Source organism: Rubrivirga sp. (assembly GCF_965213695.1).
Lineage (GTDB): Bacteria > Bacteroidota > Rhodothermia > Rhodothermales > Rubricoccaceae > Rubrivirga.
The window spans coordinates 2,462,666-2,479,272 of the sequence record NZ_OZ243912.1; the positions used below are offsets into that span (position 1 = coordinate 2,462,666).

At 71.2% G+C, this 16,607-nt stretch carries 11 protein-coding genes and 1 pseudogene; 4 read left to right on the top strand and 8 right to left on the bottom strand.

Going from position 1 to position 16,607, the window contains the following annotated elements; all coding sequences use genetic code 11:
* Positions 1-182: 182 nt before the first annotated feature.
* Both ACOOHE_RS10885 and ACOOHE_RS10890 read right to left on the bottom strand, forming a co-directional pair.
* Complete coding sequence (locus tag ACOOHE_RS10885; RefSeq protein ID WP_420454108.1) at positions 183-2,444, bottom strand: protein kinase domain-containing protein; 2,262 nt, start codon at positions 2,442-2,444, stop codon at positions 183-185.
* A complete protein-coding gene (locus ACOOHE_RS10890) occupies positions 2,441-2,995 on the bottom strand; it encodes an ECF-type sigma factor (protein WP_420454109.1) in 555 nt (184 codons plus the stop codon). The genes ACOOHE_RS10885 and ACOOHE_RS10890 overlap by 4 nt, the downstream gene beginning before the upstream one ends.
* Positions 2,996-3,562: 567 nt before the next feature.
* On the opposite strand from ACOOHE_RS10890, the gene ACOOHE_RS10895 reads away from it, so the two are divergent.
* Both ACOOHE_RS10895 and ACOOHE_RS10900 read left to right on the top strand, forming a co-directional pair.
* Positions 3,563-5,911: a hypothetical protein gene (locus ACOOHE_RS10895; RefSeq protein ID WP_420454110.1), complete on the top strand. Its 2,349-nt coding sequence runs from the start codon at positions 3,563-3,565 to the stop codon at positions 5,909-5,911.
* A gap of 158 nt (positions 5,912-6,069) precedes the next feature.
* The gene (locus ACOOHE_RS10900) at positions 6,070-7,404 is read left to right on the top strand and encodes a hypothetical protein (protein ID WP_420454111.1); all 1,335 of its coding nucleotides are present in this window, start codon (positions 6,070-6,072) and stop codon (positions 7,402-7,404) included.
* Positions 7,405-7,517: 113 nt separating this feature from the next.
* Here ACOOHE_RS10900 and ACOOHE_RS10905 read toward each other — a convergent pair.
* A pseudogene (locus tag ACOOHE_RS10905) lies at positions 7,518-7,631 on the bottom strand (hypothetical protein); the annotation flags it as partial.
* Positions 7,632-7,659: 28 nt separating this feature from the next.
* On the opposite strand from ACOOHE_RS10905, the gene ACOOHE_RS10910 reads away from it, so the two are divergent.
* Together ACOOHE_RS10910 and ACOOHE_RS10915 are read left to right on the top strand one after the other, a co-directional pair.
* A complete protein-coding gene (locus ACOOHE_RS10910) occupies positions 7,660-8,007 on the top strand; it encodes a nucleotidyltransferase domain-containing protein (protein ID WP_420454112.1) in 348 nt (115 codons plus the stop codon).
* Positions 8,008-8,047: 40 nt separating this feature from the next.
* Positions 8,048-8,413 (top strand): HEPN domain-containing protein, encoded by a 366-nt coding sequence (locus ACOOHE_RS10915; protein ID WP_420457619.1) that lies wholly within the window; start codon positions 8,048-8,050, stop codon positions 8,411-8,413.
* 99 nt (positions 8,414-8,512) lie between these two features.
* On the opposite strand, the gene ACOOHE_RS10920 is transcribed toward ACOOHE_RS10915, so the two are convergent.
* From ACOOHE_RS10920 to ACOOHE_RS10940, 5 genes are all read right to left on the bottom strand, one after another.
* Positions 8,513-9,700 carry a thiolase family protein gene (locus ACOOHE_RS10920; protein ID WP_420457620.1) on the bottom strand — a complete coding sequence of 396 codons (1,188 nt, stop codon included), beginning with the start codon at positions 9,698-9,700 and terminating at the stop codon, positions 8,513-8,515.
* 94 nt (positions 9,701-9,794) lie between these two features.
* Positions 9,795-12,224, bottom strand: a complete 2,430-nt coding sequence (locus ACOOHE_RS10925) for a 3-hydroxyacyl-CoA dehydrogenase NAD-binding domain-containing protein (protein ID WP_420454113.1) — start codon at positions 12,222-12,224, stop codon at positions 9,795-9,797.
* A 116-nt stretch (positions 12,225-12,340) separates the two neighbouring features.
* Positions 12,341-13,726: an acyl-CoA dehydrogenase family protein gene (locus ACOOHE_RS10930; RefSeq protein ID WP_420454114.1), complete on the bottom strand. Its 1,386-nt coding sequence runs from the start codon at positions 13,724-13,726 to the stop codon at positions 12,341-12,343.
* A gap of 259 nt (positions 13,727-13,985) precedes the next feature.
* Positions 13,986-15,869: an AMP-dependent synthetase/ligase gene (locus ACOOHE_RS10935; RefSeq protein ID WP_420454115.1), complete on the bottom strand. Its 1,884-nt coding sequence runs from the start codon at positions 15,867-15,869 to the stop codon at positions 13,986-13,988.
* 114 nt (positions 15,870-15,983) lie between these two features.
* Positions 15,984-16,607 (bottom strand): TetR/AcrR family transcriptional regulator, encoded by a 624-nt coding sequence (locus tag ACOOHE_RS10940; protein WP_420454116.1) that lies wholly within the window; start codon positions 16,605-16,607, stop codon positions 15,984-15,986.

Sequence of the window (16,607 nt, forward strand, 5' to 3'; positions counted from 1 at the left end):
TGTGGAGGCGGAGGTTAGCGCCGGAGACCGATCTCTGGCACGTCGCCGCCACGTCCAGGGCGAGCGCGTTCTCGGCTCGGAGACGGGTTCGGAGGGTGAGCGTGTGGGAGTCGATTCCCCCCACGCTCCCTCAACGCCGTAGCGCGAGCCGCGCCGCGCCCCCTCGCGGAGCGGCGTCGCCGTCAGCGGCGTCCTTGTGCGGCCGGGAGGGCGGCCCGCCCCGCCGGTGCGGACTGAGGCCGACCGAGCGCGGCGGCCCGAGTCGCGCGCCACCCCGCGATGTCGGGGTGGTCGGGGGGCAGGAGCGGTACCGTCATGACGATCGCGGAGTCGAGCGACGCGGCGGCCCCGCGGTCGTCGCCCGCGGCGATCTGCACGTCGGCGATGGCGGCGTGGACGTACCCGACCGTGTTGGGGCCGAACACGCGCGTCTGGTACTCCAGGCTGGTCCTGAGCAGCGCCTCGGCCTCGCGGTGCGCGCCCGCGCCCGACAGCGCCGAGGCCAGCGTCCGCCGCGCGGTGGTGGTGCGGACGCTCTCCGGCCCCGAGTCGGACAGGCTGAGGGCGTATGCCTTTCTCAGGGTGGGCACAGCCTCCTCGAACCGACCGACGTTTGCGTACGCCTCGCCGAGCAACGTGAGCGAGCGCTCCCGCTGCTCGGCCGACGCCTCCACCGGCGTGAGGCGCTGAACCCGCCGGGCCACCACGAGCGCGGAGTCGGGCTGCCCGAGGGCGGAGTGGGAGATGGCGATCACGCGGAGCCCCCGGAGCGCCAGGACCGGGTCGGGGTCGTCCCGGTGGTCGCGGTGGACGCGGCGGCCGAGCGCCAGCGCTCGGGTGGGGTCCCCGAGGGCCAGCCGGGTCGACGCGAAGCCGATCCGGACGTCGGAAGCGGCGGCGGACGTGGCCGTCACGCCGTAGGCGTCGAGGGCCTCGCGGAGGAGCGAGTCGGCCCGGTACGGGTCCCCCATCTGGATGTAGGTCCTGCCGACGACGCCCAAGAGGTACGCCCGGAGCTCGTCCGACTCGATCTCCTGAATACGCCCGAGGCCCTGGTCGAGCGCCTCGCGCACGGAGACGGGCCGCCCGGCGGTGGGCTCCGGGTCGGCAGCGGCGAAGAGGCCGGCCAGCAGGTCGGCGGCCTCCTCGGCCCGCAGGGTCGCGGCTTCGGAGGCGGCGAGCGCGGCCCGCTCGCTCTGGAGCGCCGCGAGCGAGACCCCGAGCCCCGCCACGAGGGCCAGGAGCGCCAGGGCCGCCGCCGCGACCGCCGCCCGGTTCCGCCGCACGAACCGGCCAGCCACGTAGGTCCACCCGTCGGGGCGGGCCTCGACGGGCCGGCCGGCGAGGTGGCGGTCGAGGTCGGCCGCGAGGTCGGCGGCGCTGGCGTAGCGCCGGGCCGGGTCCGGGTGGAGCGCCTTGAGGCAGATCACGTCGAGGTCGCCCCGGAGCACCCGGGAGCGACGGGCCGGGTCGAAGGCCGTGGTCCCGCTCGTCTGGGCCACCAAGCGCGACGGGCGCGTGGGCTCGGTGCGGGCCGGGCCGGGCGTCGGCGCGTCGTCGTGCGGGCGCCGGCCCGTCACCAGCTCGTAGAGCAGCGCGCCGAGCCCGTAAACGTCGGCCGCCGTCGTGACCGTCACGCCGGGCTCGTAGAGCTCGGGCGCGGCGTAGGCCGGCGTCAGCAGGCGCATCCCGGTCTGGGTCAGCGGGAACGCGCCGCTCGTCTCGTCGGCCACCGCGAGCAGCTTGGCGATCCCGAAGTCGAGGACGACGGGGCGCGCCGCGCCGTCGCGCTCGGTCACGAACACGTTCGACGGCTTGAGGTCGCGGTGGACCACGAACCGCCGGTGGGCGTGGTCGACAGCCCGCGCCACCTCGGCCACCAGCTCGGCGCGGGCGCGGACGCCGAGCTGGTGCGCGTCGGCCCAGTCGGTGATCGGCGCCCCGTCGACGAACTCGGTGACGAGGTACGGGACGCCGTCGTCGGTCTCGCCGCCGTCGACGAGGCGGGCGATGCCGGGGTGGTCGAGCGTGGCCAGGAGCGCGCGCTCGCGCCGCAGCCGGGCGGCCACGTCGGAGCCGGCGAGCGCCAGCGACTGGCGGACGACCTTGACGGCGACGGTCTGGTCGAAGGCCCCGTCGGCGCGGCGGGCGCGGTAGACGCGGCCCATCCCGCCCTCGCCCACGAGCCCCTCGATCTCGTACGGGCCGACGCGCGTCCCGCCCTCGACGTCGGGCGCGCCCGTCTCCGACGCGAGCTCTCCGAGGGCGGTCTGCGGGTGGTCGAGGAGCGGGTCGTCGGCGAGGGCCGCGTCCAGGAGGGGCACGAGCGCGTCGCGCACGGCCGGCTCCAGGCTCGCGAGGTAGACCTCGCGCTCGTCCACGTCCCGGTCGAGCGCCTGGGCCAGCGCCGCGTCCAACGTCTCCCAGGTAGCGTCGGTCGTCACGCGGCGTCGAGGAGCATCCGGAGGTGGCCCTTGGCGCGCGCCCAGTCCCGGGCGGCCGTGCGGGTCGAGACGCCGAGCACGTCGGCCGCTTCGGCCACCTCGAGCCCCCCGAAAAACCGGAGCTCGACCAGGCTCGCGAGCTGGGGGTCCCGCGCCGCGAGTGTGTCGAGGGCCTCGTGGACCGCCAGCACGCGCTCGCTCGCGCCGTCGTCGCCGACGAGGTGGTCGACGTAGGTGACGCGGGCCGCTCCGCTGCCGCGTTTGAGCGCGAGCCGCGCCCGCGCCCGGTCCGTCAGGATCTGCCGCATGGCCCGCGCCGCGACCGCCAGGAAGTGGGACCGATCCGCCCAGTCGCCGCCGCCGACCATCTTGACGTAGGCCTCGTGGACCAGGCCGGTGGCCGAGATCGTGACGACGCCGGGCTCGGCCGTGATCCGCCGGTGCGCGAGCTGGCGCAGGTCGGCGTAGACCTTCGAGAACAGGCGGTCGGCCGCGCGCTCGTCGCCGCTGCGGACGGCGGAGAGGAGGCCGAGGGTGTCGTGAGCGTCCAACGGGCGGGGAGGTGAGCGAAAAAAGGTAACGGTGTGGCCTCCCCCATCGGCTCCCGGGCCCTCGGGCGCCGAACGGGCGCCACCCGCCCCGAAAGGGACCCGTGCGTCACGGATTGGCGCGTTGTACAGGGGGAGCTCGGCGAGGACGACGTGGACGCGAGGGCGCGTCCTACACCCTTCGCGGGGGCCCTCCGACGCAGGGCGGGCGCATTCTCCAGTCCGCGAGCCGGACCCAGAGTGTGGCCCTGGATGTGGGGGGAAATCGACTCCACACGCCCACACCCCCCTCCTCCGCACCCGTCTCCGAGTTGCTCGCCGAGAACGCGCTTGCCCTGCCCTCCGACCCGAGCACGGCCGCCGCTCGACGCAGCGGTCCGTGCCCGACCGGCCGGCGCCGATTCTCTCGCCAGCCGTGTGGCAGTCGGCGGGGCGGAATCTCGCTTATGGGATCGAGGCCCCCCGCCCTCCCCCGCCGGAACGCGGCCGGGACGGCGGGGCCCTCTGCGATCCCCTCCACCTCCAGCGAGCGACGCCATGAACCTATCGAAGCCCTTCTCGCAACCCGCCGTGCCCCGCTTCGCACGAACGGTCCTCCTCGTCCTGGTCTCCCTCGTCGTGGTCGACGCCCCTTCCGCGCAGACCGTGCGACAGGCCTGCGAGTGGTCCAACCGGAGCGGGCCGTTCAACGAGGTGATGCTGTTCGACTCGGCCGGGGGCGTCGAGTCGAGAACGACGACGGACTGCGTCGTGCTGGCGATTGGGGAGTACCCGACCTTGGGCTCCTTCGACGACAAGACGGGCTCGATCGCCATCGGCGGCGCGGCCAAAGCGCTCGCCTGCACGGAGGCCAACTTCGGCGGACGCTGCGAGGTCCTGGAGGCCCCGCGCACGTTCATGGTCCCCCAGCGCCCTGGCACGCGGGCCGCGGAGGCGGCGGTGTCGGACCTGGGGAACAACACGGTGTCCTCGATCAGGGTCGTGGCCCGGTCGACGCCCGACGCCGAGCTCCTCGGCGGGCGGCCCCCCACCGCTGGCGGGACGCGGGGACGCCTCCCGCTCGCCACCGGGCAAAGCCTGGAGCGCGGCCGGCGGTACGCCTCCGAGTCCGGGGGCCACTACCTCACCTTCCAGCCCGACGGCAACCTCGCCGTGTACACCTCGGGAGACCGGTTCGTGTGGGGCCTCAACACGGTCACCGACCGGTTCAGCCAGGTCGGCCGGGTCGACATGCAGGCCGACGGCAACCTCGCCGCCTACGATGCCAACGGCGGGTACGTCTGGTCGGCGCTGACCGAGAACCCCGACCCGGCCGCCCGGCTGGTCCTGTCGCCCAGCGGTGCGCTCCGGATCGTCTCCCCAGGCCGTGGCGTGCTCTGGTCGAGCGACGGCAACCTCTCGTCCCCGGCTCCGCCGGTTGAGCCGGCTCCGCCCGTCGAGCCCGCGCCGCGCGTCGAGCCCGCGCCGCCCGTTGAGCCGCCCGCTCCCCCGGAGCCGGACGTCGTCGTGGCCTCGGGCTTCCCGTTCACCGCCGGGCAGTCCCTGGAGAAAGGCGCGACGGTCGACTCGCCGTCGGGCAGCCACCGCCTCGTCTTCCAGGACATCGGCAACCTCGTCGTGACCACGAGCGACGGCGGGTACGTGTGGGGCTTCGACCGGCTCGCCGGTCTCAACTTCCGGCAGGTCGCCGGGGTGGGGGTCCAGGCCGACGGCAACTTCGTGGCGACCGACGCCAACGGCCGGGTCGTCTGGCGGGCCCTCGCGGCAAATCCCGACCCGGCCGCTCGCCTGGAGCTGAGCTCCCGCGGCGCGCTCCAGCTGGCCTCCCCGACCCGCGGCGTGCTGTGGTCCAGCGACGGCGCGCTCATCCCAGACGCCGTCGTCGGGACCGGCTTCCCGTTCACGGCAGGGCAGGCCATCCCGGAGGAGCGGGAGTTCACGTCGCCGTCGGGGAACCACGTCCTCAAGCTCCAGAACATCGGCAACCTCTACGTCGCGTTGCCGAACGGACGGAACACGTGGAGCTTCCACAACGACGTTCCAGGGCTGGATTACCGCCGGGTCAAGAGCGTCCGGATGCTGGCCGACGGCAACTTCGTCGCCCTCGGCGCCGACGGGAGGCCCGTCTGGAAGGCGCTCGACGCGAACCCCGACCCGGCCTCGCGGCTCGAGCTCACGCCCACCGGCGTACTCCAGCTCGTCTCGCCCTCGCGCGGCATCCTGTGGTCCAGCACCGGCATCCTCACGCCGCCCATCCGGGTCGCGGCGACGCCTGCCGACACGAGCCCGTGCGAGGTCGAGACGGGGTGGGCGAAGTGCGTCCAGATGGCCGCTCCCCAGATCAAGATCATGGGCACCCCGAGGGTCACGGACTCGGCGATGAACGCGGTCGCCAACGTCTACGCCGAGCTGTTCAGCCGCCTGAAGCCGGCCTTCCCGCGGAGCACGTTCGACGGCTTCCGCGTCTACGTCACGAATGGAGAGTCGGAGCGCGGCCTCGCCGCCCTGCCCGTCGTCGGCGAGATGTGGTCCGACGGCTACGCGCCGATGAGCCGGGCGACGCTCCGCGGAGGAGCGTCGAGGGACTACCTCTGGATCAGCGAGCAGATGATCTGCAAGGAGGGCGTGGCGACGCGGAACGACGACTTCCGTGCCCGCCGGGTCCCCACGGGGGACGACTCGTACCGCTCGTTCGACCAGGTCATCCACGAGATGGCCCACTCCATCGACATGAGGTACGACCTGATGGAGACCCGCCTGAGGCCGGCGTACCGGGGGGACCCCACCGAGCAGTTCCCCCAGGGAGTCCAGTCGTGGTTCGGCTCGCCGGTCACGGAGATGGACGCACCCGAGGTGGCGCTCCTGGGGGACCTCTTCACGTCCCGCGCAGCGCTCTCGTGCGAGGGGTACGCGCCGTGACGAGAGCCACGGCGCCGCGGGCACGGCCGCGGATTTTGTTCGGCGGCGTGGCAGTCCGCGCCGTCGGATCCCGCTAGGCAGGTACGCACTCTTGCGCGGCTCGCGCGCACTCTCAACCACCTGGCGCCCCGCGCGCCATCGACACGTTCTCGATGCCCATGCTCCGGTCCCACACACTCGCCGCGGTCGCCCTCGCGGCGCTCATCGCCGCCCCCACCCTCGCCCAGGGCTCGCTCCCGCTCACCGGCGAGCACGCCCTCGTCCGCGACCAGCGCTACACGTCCGCCTCGGGCGCCTACCTCGTGTTCCAAGGCGACGGCAACGTCGTCGTCTACACGGCGTCCGGCCAGCCGACCTGGGCGCTCCAATCGGTCAACGTCGACTACCGCCGGACCGGCCGCGCCGTGATGCAGGCCGACGGCAATTTCGCCGTCTACGCCCCCGACGGGGCCTACCTGTGGTCCGCGCTCACGGCCAACCCGGACCCGAGCGCGCGGCTCACGATCTCGCCGCGCGGCGCGCTCCAGCTCGTCTCCGACGGCCGCGGCGTGCTCTGGTCGAGCGATGGCGACCTCTCGGGAGGGAACGAGCCGTCGGCGTCGAGCTGGCAGGTCCACGAGGGGCCCGCCGACCGGCACCGCTTCGGCCGCACCGTCGCCAACGGGGACAACGACGGGTTCCTGAGCGGGGCCCAGATCCCCGCCCCGACCGACGGCGGGTGGTCGAGCGCGTCCACCGACCTCTCCGTCACCTGGGGCGGCCCCGGCGGGCTCCCCTGCCGCCAGCAAGCCAACTACACCTACTTCCAGACGCTCGTCACGCCCGGTCCCGGCGACGGCTACGAGGTCGTCTTCGCCAGCGTCGACGACGCGGCGCGCGTCACGGTCTTCAACGACGCCAACCCGAACGGGGTGAACGTCGCCGGCGGCGTCGTGGGGCTCCGGGAGACCAAGACGGTCGGCCTCTCGGCGGCGTTGATGCCGGGGGCTCCGAACCGCGTCGTCGTCACCCTCGCTGACGTCTGCGGGGCCGGCAACGGCCTCCGCGCGCAGCTCCGGCGCGTGCCTGGCGGGGCCCAAACGGCGCCCGTCGCGGAGACGATGACCATCGGGGGGACCGAGATCAAAACGGGCGACGTCCAGGTCACGCTCGAGTGGGACACCCAGCTCGCGGACCTCGACCTCTTCGTGACCGACCCGAGCGGCGACCGCGTCGGGTACGACAACCCGAGGGTCGCCTCCGGGGGCCTGCTCGACGTGGACGCCCGCGCAGGCTGCGACCCGACGCCGTCGACCGTCGAGAACATCGTCTGGCAGGGGACGCCCCCGACCGGCGCCTATGGCGTCACGGTCGACCACTACCAGCAGTGCAGCGGGGCCGGTCCGGTCTCCTTTACCGCGACGCTCCGCCGAGGCGGGCAGGTAATCGAGACGTGGACCGGGTCGGTCGGGACCGGCGAGGAGGCCACGTACTCGTTCTCCGTCGCCCAGTAGCGACTGCCAGGGACGGCACGCAGCGGCCCCGCCTCTCATACGAGGGGCGGGGCCGCTTTTTTGTCGAGCCGTGCGGTCGCCCCGGTCGTCGTGCGGAGGCAGGCAGAGCCGGACTACCGCATCAAGTTCTCGAAGACGGCCGAGGCGCCCATCCCGCCCCCGATGCACATCGTGACGATGCCGTAGCGCGAGCCGCGCCGCTCCACCTCATGCAGCAGCGTAGCGCTGCTGCTCGGCGGCGGCTACTTTCTCCGCATGGAGCCCACACCCGACGCTCCCCACGCTCCGACCGAGGCCGACATCGCCGAGGCCGTCGCCCGCCTTGTGCGTGCGTTCGACCCGCTCCGCATCGACGTGTTCGGATCGGTGGCGCGCGGCACTGCTGGGCCGCACTCGGATCTTGACCTTCTCGTGGTGCTCGGCTCACTCGACCGGTCTGAGAAGCGTGCGGCGCGGGTCCACGCTCGGCGTGTGTTGGCTGGCCTGGGCGTGCCTGTGGACGTTCTCGTAACGTCCCCGTTGGAAATCGTGCAACGCGGATGGATCATCGGGACCACTCTCCACGAAGCGTTGCGAGAGAGTCGAACCGTCTATGCCCCCTGATCGACTGATCCCCCTATTGGCGCGCGAGGTCTCTCGCTGGATGCGCTATGCGCTGGACGATCTGGAGACGGCTCGCACTCTACTGGGCACCTCCTCCCCTCCTCGACACGTGGCGTTTCATGCCCAACAAGCTGCCGAGAAGGCGATCAAAGCTGTACTGATCTCGGAGCAGATCCGCTTCCCCTACATCCACGATCTGGCGAGACTGCGCGACCTCGTTCCAGTGGCATGGCGCGTGTGGAAGGTCGAGGCCGATCTGGGACGTCTCTCCGATTACGCCGCTGACGTCCGCTACCCGGACGATCTCCCTGACGTGAGCGCGGCCGAGGCCGATGACGCCGTCGCGGACGCCTCCCGAGTCGTGGAGGCTGTCGCAGCCGACCTCGGTCCCCTCCTCGACGGATAGGAGCCGCCGACCCATGCTGGCGGGGCCTCTCGCCGAGGCCCTCCACCAGCCGAGCGAGACGTGGAGCGCAGGACCGTCCCACGCTCCACGCCCGACACCCTACCGCATCAGGTTCTCGAAGACGGCCGAGGCACCCATCCCGCCGCCGATGCACATCGTGACGATGCCGTAGCGCGAGCCGCGCCGCTCCATCTCGTGGAGCAGCGTCGCCGTCAGCTTGGCGCCGGTGCAGCCGAGCGGGTGGCCCAGCGCGATCGCGCCGCCGTTGACGTTGACCTTGTCTTTGTCGAGCCCCAGCTCGCGGATGATCGCCAACGACTGGCTCGCGAACGCCTCGTTGAGCTCGATGAGGTCGATGTCGGAGACGTCCATGCCGACCTGCTTGAGCACCTTCGGGATCGACTTCATCGGCCCGATCCCCATGATCTCCGGAGCCACGCCGGCCACGGCGAACCCGAGCATCCGGGCGCGCGGCTCCAGCTCGAGCTCGTCGAGGACGGACTTCGACACGATGACGGTCGCCGCGGCGCCGTCGTTCATCTGGGACGAGTTGCCGGCCGTCACGCTCCCGCCGACTTTGAACGCCGGGCGGAGCCCCGCCAGCGCTTCCTCCGACGTGTCGGCCCGGGGCCCCTCGTCGGTGTCGTGCGTGAACGTCTTGGTCTCAGACGTCCGGTTCTCCTCGTCGTAGACGACCTCCTCGACCGGGACCGGGACGATCTCGGCTTCAAAGCGCCCGCTCTCGATGGCGTCGAGCGCGCGCCGATGCGACTCGACGGCGAAGGTGTCCTGGTCCTCCCGGCTCACGTCGAACTGGTCGGCCACGTTCTCGGCCGTGATCCCCATGGAGGCATAGAAGTCGGGGTCGTCGACGGCCAGATTCGGGTTGGGGGCGAAGTAGAACCCGCCCATCGGGACCGACGACATCGACTCGACGCCGCCGGCCACGATCACGTCGGCCTGACCCATCGCGACCGAGTTGTGGGCCTGGGCGATGGTCTGGACGCCGGACGAGCAGAACCGGTTGACGGTCACGCCCGGCACGGAGTCGGGCATCCGGGCCTTCTGGGCGATGGCCCGGGCCATGTTCATGCCCTGAGGGCCTTCGGGGAAGGCGCAGCCCAGGACCAGGTCGTCGATCCGCTCGTGCTCCAGGCCGGGCACGCGCTCGATGGCGCCGGTCACGGCGACCGCGCCCAGGTGCTCAGGGCGGACGTTGCGGAGAGACCCTTTGTTGGCTTTCCCCACCGGCGTGCGCACGGAGGAGACGATGTAGGCTTCGTTGATTTGCATAAGAGTGTGCGGTGTGCGGTGTTGAATGTTGAACGTTGGGAAGACGTGCGAGATCAACATTTCACCCCGCACGTTCCACCTTCAACGCCTAGTTTCGCAATGGCTTATTGGTCGTGAGGATGCTCTGGATGCGGGCCATCGTCTTCTCCTCGCCCAAGAGCGACAGGAACACCTCGCGCTCGAGCTCCAAGAGGTAGTCCTCGTGGACCTCGGCGGGGCCGGTCAGGTCGCCGCCGGTCATGACCCACGCCAGGCGGCTGCCGAGGTGCTGGTCGTACTCGGAGACGTAGCCGCCCTCGCGGAACTGGTAGAGCGCGATCTCGAACTGGGCCCGGCCCGGCGCGCCGAGCACCGGGATGTGGGAGCGGACCGCCGGCGGCCGGTAGCCCTGCTCGCTCAGCCGGACCACCTCCTGCTTGGCCACGTGGAACCGCCGGGCGTCGTTCATCACGATGACGGCGTCCTCACTCACGAGGTGCATGTCGCGCGCCTGCTGGGCGCTCTCGGCCACTTTCGCCATCGCGATCTGCTCGAAGTGCTGGCGGAGGAACGGCTGGACCTCGCTCGGCCGGTCCGGGTCCGTCGCCAGCTCGGCCGCGCGCGCCGTCAGCATCGTCGTGCCGCCGCCGGCCGGGATCAGGCCGACGCCCAGCTCGACGAGCCCGATGTAGGTCTCGGCCGCGAGCACCGGGTTCGGGCACGCCATCGTCATCTCGCAGCCGCCGCCGAGCACGCGCTGGTGCGTGGCCACGACGACCGGCTTGGTCGCGTAGCGGATCTTGAAGACGGCGTCCTGGAACGCCTTGATGAACGGCTCCAGGTCGCTCACCTGGCCCATCATCACGGCCATCGCCACCTCGCCCAGGTTGGCGCCGACGGAGAAGTTCGAGCCCTCGTTGCCGATGATCATGCCACGGAGGTCGCGGTCGTCCTCGACCTTGGCGATGGCCTCCTGAAGCCCGGCGATGACTTCCTGACCTAGGCTGTTCGACTTCGAGCGGAACTCGAAGACGGCGACACCGTCGCCGACGTCGATGAGGGCCGCGTCGTCGTTCTGCCACAACGTGTTGGCGGCGTCCTTCTTGAGGTACGCGAGACCCCACTCGTCGGCTGGGCGCGGGTCGCTCTGGTAGTCGCCGGTGCCGGGCGTCCAGACCTGGGGGACGCCGGACTCCGTCTCGCGGTAAAAGCCCTCGGCCGGCACGTCGGCGACCCAGTCGGGCACGGCGATGTTGTTCTCCTGGAGCGCGTCGCGGACGGCGTTGATGCCGAGCACGTCCCACATCTCGTACGGCCCCATCTCCCAGCCGAACCCCCACTGGAGCGCGCGGTCGACGTTGGCGGGCGAGTCCGAGATCTCGGGCGTCCGCCGGGCCGTGTAGCCGATGAGGTCGAGCGTGGTGTCACGGAAAAACTGGCCCGCCCGGCCGTCGTCGGCCCACAGCGCCCGGAGGCGCGCCGGCAGGTCGCCGGCCTTCTTTAACGCGCCGACGTCGAAGCCGACCTCCTTCGGGTCGACGTACTCGCCGGTCTCCGGGTCGAACGACTTGATCGTCTTGCCCTCCTTCTTGTAGAACCCGGCCTTCGACTTGGCCCCGAGGCGCTTCAGATCGACCAGCCGTTGGAGCACGTTCGGGACCTGGAAGCGGTCACGCGACTCGTCGTCCGGGATGGCCTCATAGAGGTTGGCCGTGACGTGACGCAACGTGTCGAGCCCCACGACATCGGCTGTGCGGAAGGTGGCGCTCTTGGCGTGGCCGATGAGCGTGCCCGTCAGCGCGTCGATCTCCTCGATGGAGAAGTCCCCCGACTCGAACTGCTCGACGGCACCGAGCATGGCGTACGTCCCGATCCGGTTGCCGATAAAGTTCGGCGTGTCCTTGGCCACCACGATCCCTTTGCCGAGGTGGACGCGGGCGAACGCCGAGACGCGGGCGACGACGTCCGGGTCGGTGTCCGGCGTTGGGATCACCTCGAACAGCTTGAGGTAGCGCGGCGGGTTGAAAAAGTGGGTCCCCAAAAAGCGGCGCTTAAAATCGTCCGACCGCCCCTCCGCGATCTCGCCGATGGGCAGGCCCGACGTATTCGTCGAGATGACGGCCGTGTCGCTGGCGGCGGCCTCGACCCGCTCCATGACCTGCTGCTTGACGTCCATCCTCTCGACGACCACCTCGATGACCCAGTCGGCGTCGCCGATCTTGTCGAAGTCGTCGTCGAAGTTGCCGAGCGTGATCCGTTTCTGGGCGTCGGCCGAGAAGAACGGGTCGGGCTTCATCTTGGTCGCCGCCTTGAAGGCGCCCTCGACCAGATCGTTCTTGCCCCCCTCCTTCCCGATGGACTCGGGCGTCACGTCGAGCAGGAGCACGTCCAGGCCGGCGTTCGCGAGGTGGGCGGCGATCTGGCTGCCCATGACGCCGGCGCCGAGCACGGCGGCCGTGCGGAACGGCTTGAGCGCCCACGCGGGCGTCTCGGCGGTCTGGGCGTCGGAGCCGTGGGTTTGCAGGGTCGGGGTTTCCATCGGAGGGTTCGGGGTCGGGAAGGGTCGGAGGTCGTAGAAAGCGGGGTGCTCGGTAGCGCCGTTGCATGCAACGGCGGTACGAACACGCAACGGCGGTACGGGGGGGCGGCGAAAGGCTAGACGAAGGCACCGATGCCGGTGACGTGCCGGCCGACGATGAGCGAGTTGATCTCGTTGGTACCCTCGTAGGAGTAGATGGCCTCGGTGTCGGCGAAGGCCCGGGCGACGTGGTTCTCGATCAGGATGCCGTTGCCGCCGTGGAGGTCGCGCGCCAGCGCCACGACCTCGCGGCACCGAGCGGCCGTGAACACCTTGGCGAGCGAGGCCTGGGCGTCCGTCATCTCGCCAGCGTCCTGGAGCTGGCTCAGGCGCAGGCACATCGTCTGCATCGCCGTCACGCTGCCCAGCATGTGGACCAGCTTGTCCTGGATCAACTGGAAGTGAGCGATGGGCTGGCCGAACTGCATCCGCGTCAGGGCGTAGCGCTGGCTCTTCTCGTACGCGCCCATCGCGCAGCCGACGGCCTGCCACGCGACGCCCGCTCGAGTCAGCTTCAGGACCTCGGCCACGTCGCGGAAGTCGTTCGCTTTTTGGAGCCGGTCGGTCTCGGGGACGCGGCAGTCTTCGAGCGTGATGAGCCCGTTCTCGACGGCGCGGAGCGCGATCTTGCCGCGGATCTTCTCGACCGAGTAGCCGGGGTTGGTCTCCGGGCGGACGATGAAGCCCTTGACCTGGCCGTCGCCCTCGTCCCGAGCCCAGATCACGACGAGGTCGGCGAAGATCGCGTTGCCGATCCACTTTTTCTGGCCGTTCAGCACCCACTCGTCGCCCTCGCGGCGGGCCGTCGTGGTGACGCCGCCCGCAATCGCGCTGCCGACCTCGGGCTCGGTCAGGCCGAACGCGCCGATGACGTCCCAGGCCCGCATCTTGGGCAGCCACTCGGCCTTCTGCTCGTCGCTGCCGCAGACCAGGATCGACTGCATCGCCAGCCCGGAGTGGACGCCGAAGAACGTCGCCGTGCTCACGTCGATCCGGGCGATCTCCATCGTCAGGAGCCCCTCCATCACGGAGCCGTTGGGCTCGCGCGTCTCCAAGTCCTCGCCGTAGATGGCCGTCAGCAGGTCGAGCCGGCGGAAGCCGGGGACGAGCACGTCGCGGGGCGTCCGGTCGCCGAGCCAGGCCTCGTTGATGACCGGCTCGACCTCGGCCTCCATGAACTGGCGGAGCTCGGCCATCTTCTGGCGCTGGGCGTCCGAGATCAGGCCGTCGATGTCGTAAAAGTCGCCGTTGGGCTCGGGCGGCGGTTTTTCATCGCGGGGCCGGCCGGCCCGCTCGAGTCCCTTCATCGAGGCGGCGATGGTCGCCTCGTCCATCTGGCCAAACGCCGCCGCCAGCCGGTCGAGGTCGACGCCCTTCTCCGCCAGGGCGGACAGCGCGGCGGGCACGGTCCCGGCGGTCGCGCCGTCGCCGGCGTGGTCGGGAGTCGTGGCGGGGGCGTCCATGGTCGCGGGGTCGAGTGCGAGAGGTTAACACCGTTAAGCCGCCGAGGTTCGCGCCGCCGGGCGATCCGCCGGCGGAGCCGAGCGCGGTCCGGGTTGGATGCCGAGCGGTCGCCGCCGTTCCGGGGCCGGCGACGCCGCGGACGGTCGCCAGCGGCCCGCTCGCGAGGAGGTCCGCTGGCGAACCGCTCCCCGCTCGTGTCCGTCCCGCCTGCGGGGCCGCGGGGGGACGATGACGGCCCGGCCGGCGTCGCCCCGCGTCCTACGCGACGGCGGCCACGTGCTTCCCCTTGTCCACCGACGCCGTGTACATCGTGTCGATGGAGTCGGTGTAGGCCTTGTTGACCGCGCCGCGCTTCACCTTCATGGTTGGGGTCAGCAGCTCGTTCTCGACCGTCATCAGCTCGGGCACCAGGCGGAAGCGCTGGACCTGGCTCCAGTGGTCCATCCCCTCGTTCGCCTCGGCGACGAGCCGCTCGAACTCGGCCTGGACGGCGGGCTCCTTGAGCAGCGCCTCGCCCTGGGCCGTCACGCCGTGGTTCTTCGCCCACACCGGGAGCGCCTCCATGTTGGGGAAGATGAGGGCCGTGCAGAACTTCTGGCTGTTGCCCACCACGACGGCCTGCTCGATGAGCGGGCTCTCCGTGAGCGCGTTCTCGATGGGCTGCGGGATGACGTACTTGCCCGTCGAGAGCTTGAAGAGGGCCTTCTTGCGGTCGGTGATCTTGAGGAACCCGTCCGGCGTGAACTCGCCGATGTCGCCGGTGTGGAACCACCCGTCGTCGTCGATGACCTCGGCCGTCTTGTCGTCGGCCTTGAAATAGCCCATCATGACGTGGGGCCCCCGCGTCAGGATCTCGCCGTCCTCGGCGATGGCCACCTCGACGCCCGCGATGGGCCGGCCGACGGTCCCGGCCCGGTTGGCCCCGGGGATGTTGTTCGTGATGACCGGGCTCGTCTCGGTCAGCCCGTAGCCCTGGAGGACGGGGACGCCGAACGCGCTGAAGGCGTTGGCGAGGTCGGGCCGGAGCGCGGCGCCGCCGACCGAGACGGCCTTGGGCCGGGTCAGCCCGAGCTTCTCGCGGAGCTTCGAGTAGACGAGCTTGTCGGCGACCCCGTGCTTGAGGCCGGCCAGCCCGGACGGCGGGCGCTGGAGGTCGTAGTTCTGGGCCATCTCCATCGCCCACGACCCGATGGCCTTTTTAGCCCCCTCGGCCTCCTGGACCCCCAGGAGCACCTTGTCGAACACCTTCTCGAGCACACGGGGGACCGTCGCGAAGATGGTCGGGCGGACCTCGGCGAGGTGACCGACGAGCGCGTCCGGGTTCGAGTAGTAGACCTGGTGTCCCCACGCGACGTCGGCGAACGAGAGCATCCGGGCGTAGATGTGGGTCATCGGGAGGAACGTGAGCGCGACCTCCTCCTGGTGGCCCAGGATGGAGATCCCGGAGTAGGCGCTGATCGCGTTTGACGACACGTTCCGGTGCGACAGCATGACGCCCTTGGGCTGGCCCGTCGTGCCCGAGGTATAGATGAGCGTCGCGAGGTCGGTCGGCTCGATCATGTCGCGGAGCTCGTCGGGCCGGTTCGGCGCCTCGGTGCGGACGCGGCGGCCGGCGCCCCGGAGCGCGTCGAGCGTCATCAGCCGGACGCCCTCCGGCAGGTCGACGCCGTCGCCGGTCCCCTCGGCCAAGATCACGAGCGTGACGTCGGGCACGTCGGCCGCCCACCCGGCGAAGCCCGCGAGCATCTCGGTGTTCGACACGAACATCGCCTTGGACTCGCTGTGCTGGGTCACGTAGACCAGGTTCTCCGGCGCGTAGGTCGTGTAGAGCGGGACGTTGACGATGCCCGCGATGAGCGACCCGAAGTCGGCCATCGAGAAGTACATGTCGCTGTCCATGAAGAAGGCGATGTGGTCGCCCCGCTCGATCCCGCTCGCGAGCAGGCCCAGCGCGACCTCGTCGGCCGCGTCGCGGAAGTCGCCGTTCGACATCGTGTCCCACCCGCCGCCGGGCCGGGGCTGGTTGAACGCCTTGGGGTTCGGGTACCGCTCGACGGCCTCTTCCAGCAGCATCGGGAGCGTCTTGTCGAGGACGACCTGTCCCTTGGTGTCGGCGGGGGCGGTGTGGATCTGCAGGGCCATGGGTGGGAGTGTGAGCCGTGGGGCGGGAAGGGCTTCCAGGAACCGAGAAGATCGTTAAGGGGCTGAGAATGTTCCGGGATTGCCCCAGCCCTGGCCCCGGCAAACCGGCGCCTCTCAGTCCGCCATGAACGGGGCCAGCGACTGCCGGACGGCCGCGTCGACGAACTCGTCGCCCGCCAGCCGGACGTCGACACGCCGGGCGAGGTGGAGCGAGACGAGGCCGTGGAGCGCGGTCCACAGGACGGCCGCGGCCACGTCGGGCGGGTTCGGCGACGCCAGCGTCCCGTCGGCCAAGCCGGCATCGAGCGTCTCCCCGAACCGCTCGACGTTCCGGCGCGCGCGGCGGTAGTCCTCGGCCGGGTACCGGGCCATCCGCTCGGGGTGGAGCTGGAACATGACCTCGTAGTACTCGGGGTTGTCGAGCCCGAACCGGACGTAGGCTCGGGACAGCGCGTCGAGCCGGGCGGCCGGCGCGTCGACGCCGTCGGAGGCGGCCACGAGCGCGTCGTGGAGCCGGTCCATCCCTTCGGAGATCAGCGCGTGCGTCAGCGCGTCCTTGTTGTCGAAGTGGAGGTAGATGCTCGTCGCGCTGCACCCGACGGACCCGGCGATCTTGCGCATCGAGAGGGCGTCGTAGCCGTCGGCGGTCAGGAGGTGGCGGGCGTGGTCGAGGATGACGCGGCGGAGGTCGGCGTCGGTCTCGGCGCGGCGGGCGGGGGCGGTGTCGGGCGTCGGCAT

Excerpts from the sequence above, each read along its gene's own strand:
- ACOOHE_RS10900 (WP_420454111.1), top strand. The coding sequence starts at position 6,070 with ATGCTCCGGTCCCACACACTCGCCGCGGTCGCCCTCGCGGCGCTCATC.
- ACOOHE_RS10910 (WP_420454112.1), top strand. The coding sequence starts at position 7,660 with ATGGAGCCCACACCCGACGCTCCCCACGCTCCGACCGAGGCCGACATC.
- ACOOHE_RS10915 (WP_420457619.1), top strand. The coding sequence starts at position 8,048 with ATGCGCTATGCGCTGGACGATCTGGAGACGGCTCGCACTCTACTGGGC.
- ACOOHE_RS10925 (WP_420454113.1), bottom strand. The coding sequence starts at position 12,224 with ATGGAAACCCCGACCCTGCAAACCCACGGCTCCGACGCCCAGACCGCC.
- ACOOHE_RS10930 (WP_420454114.1), bottom strand. The coding sequence starts at position 13,726 with ATGGACGCCCCCGCCACGACTCCCGACCACGCCGGCGACGGCGCGACC.
- ACOOHE_RS10935 (WP_420454115.1), bottom strand. The coding sequence starts at position 15,869 with ATGGCCCTGCAGATCCACACCGCCCCCGCCGACACCAAGGGACAGGTC.
- ACOOHE_RS10940 (WP_420454116.1), bottom strand. The coding sequence starts at position 16,607 with ATGCCGACGCCCGACACCGCCCCCGCCCGCCGCGCCGAGACCGACGCC.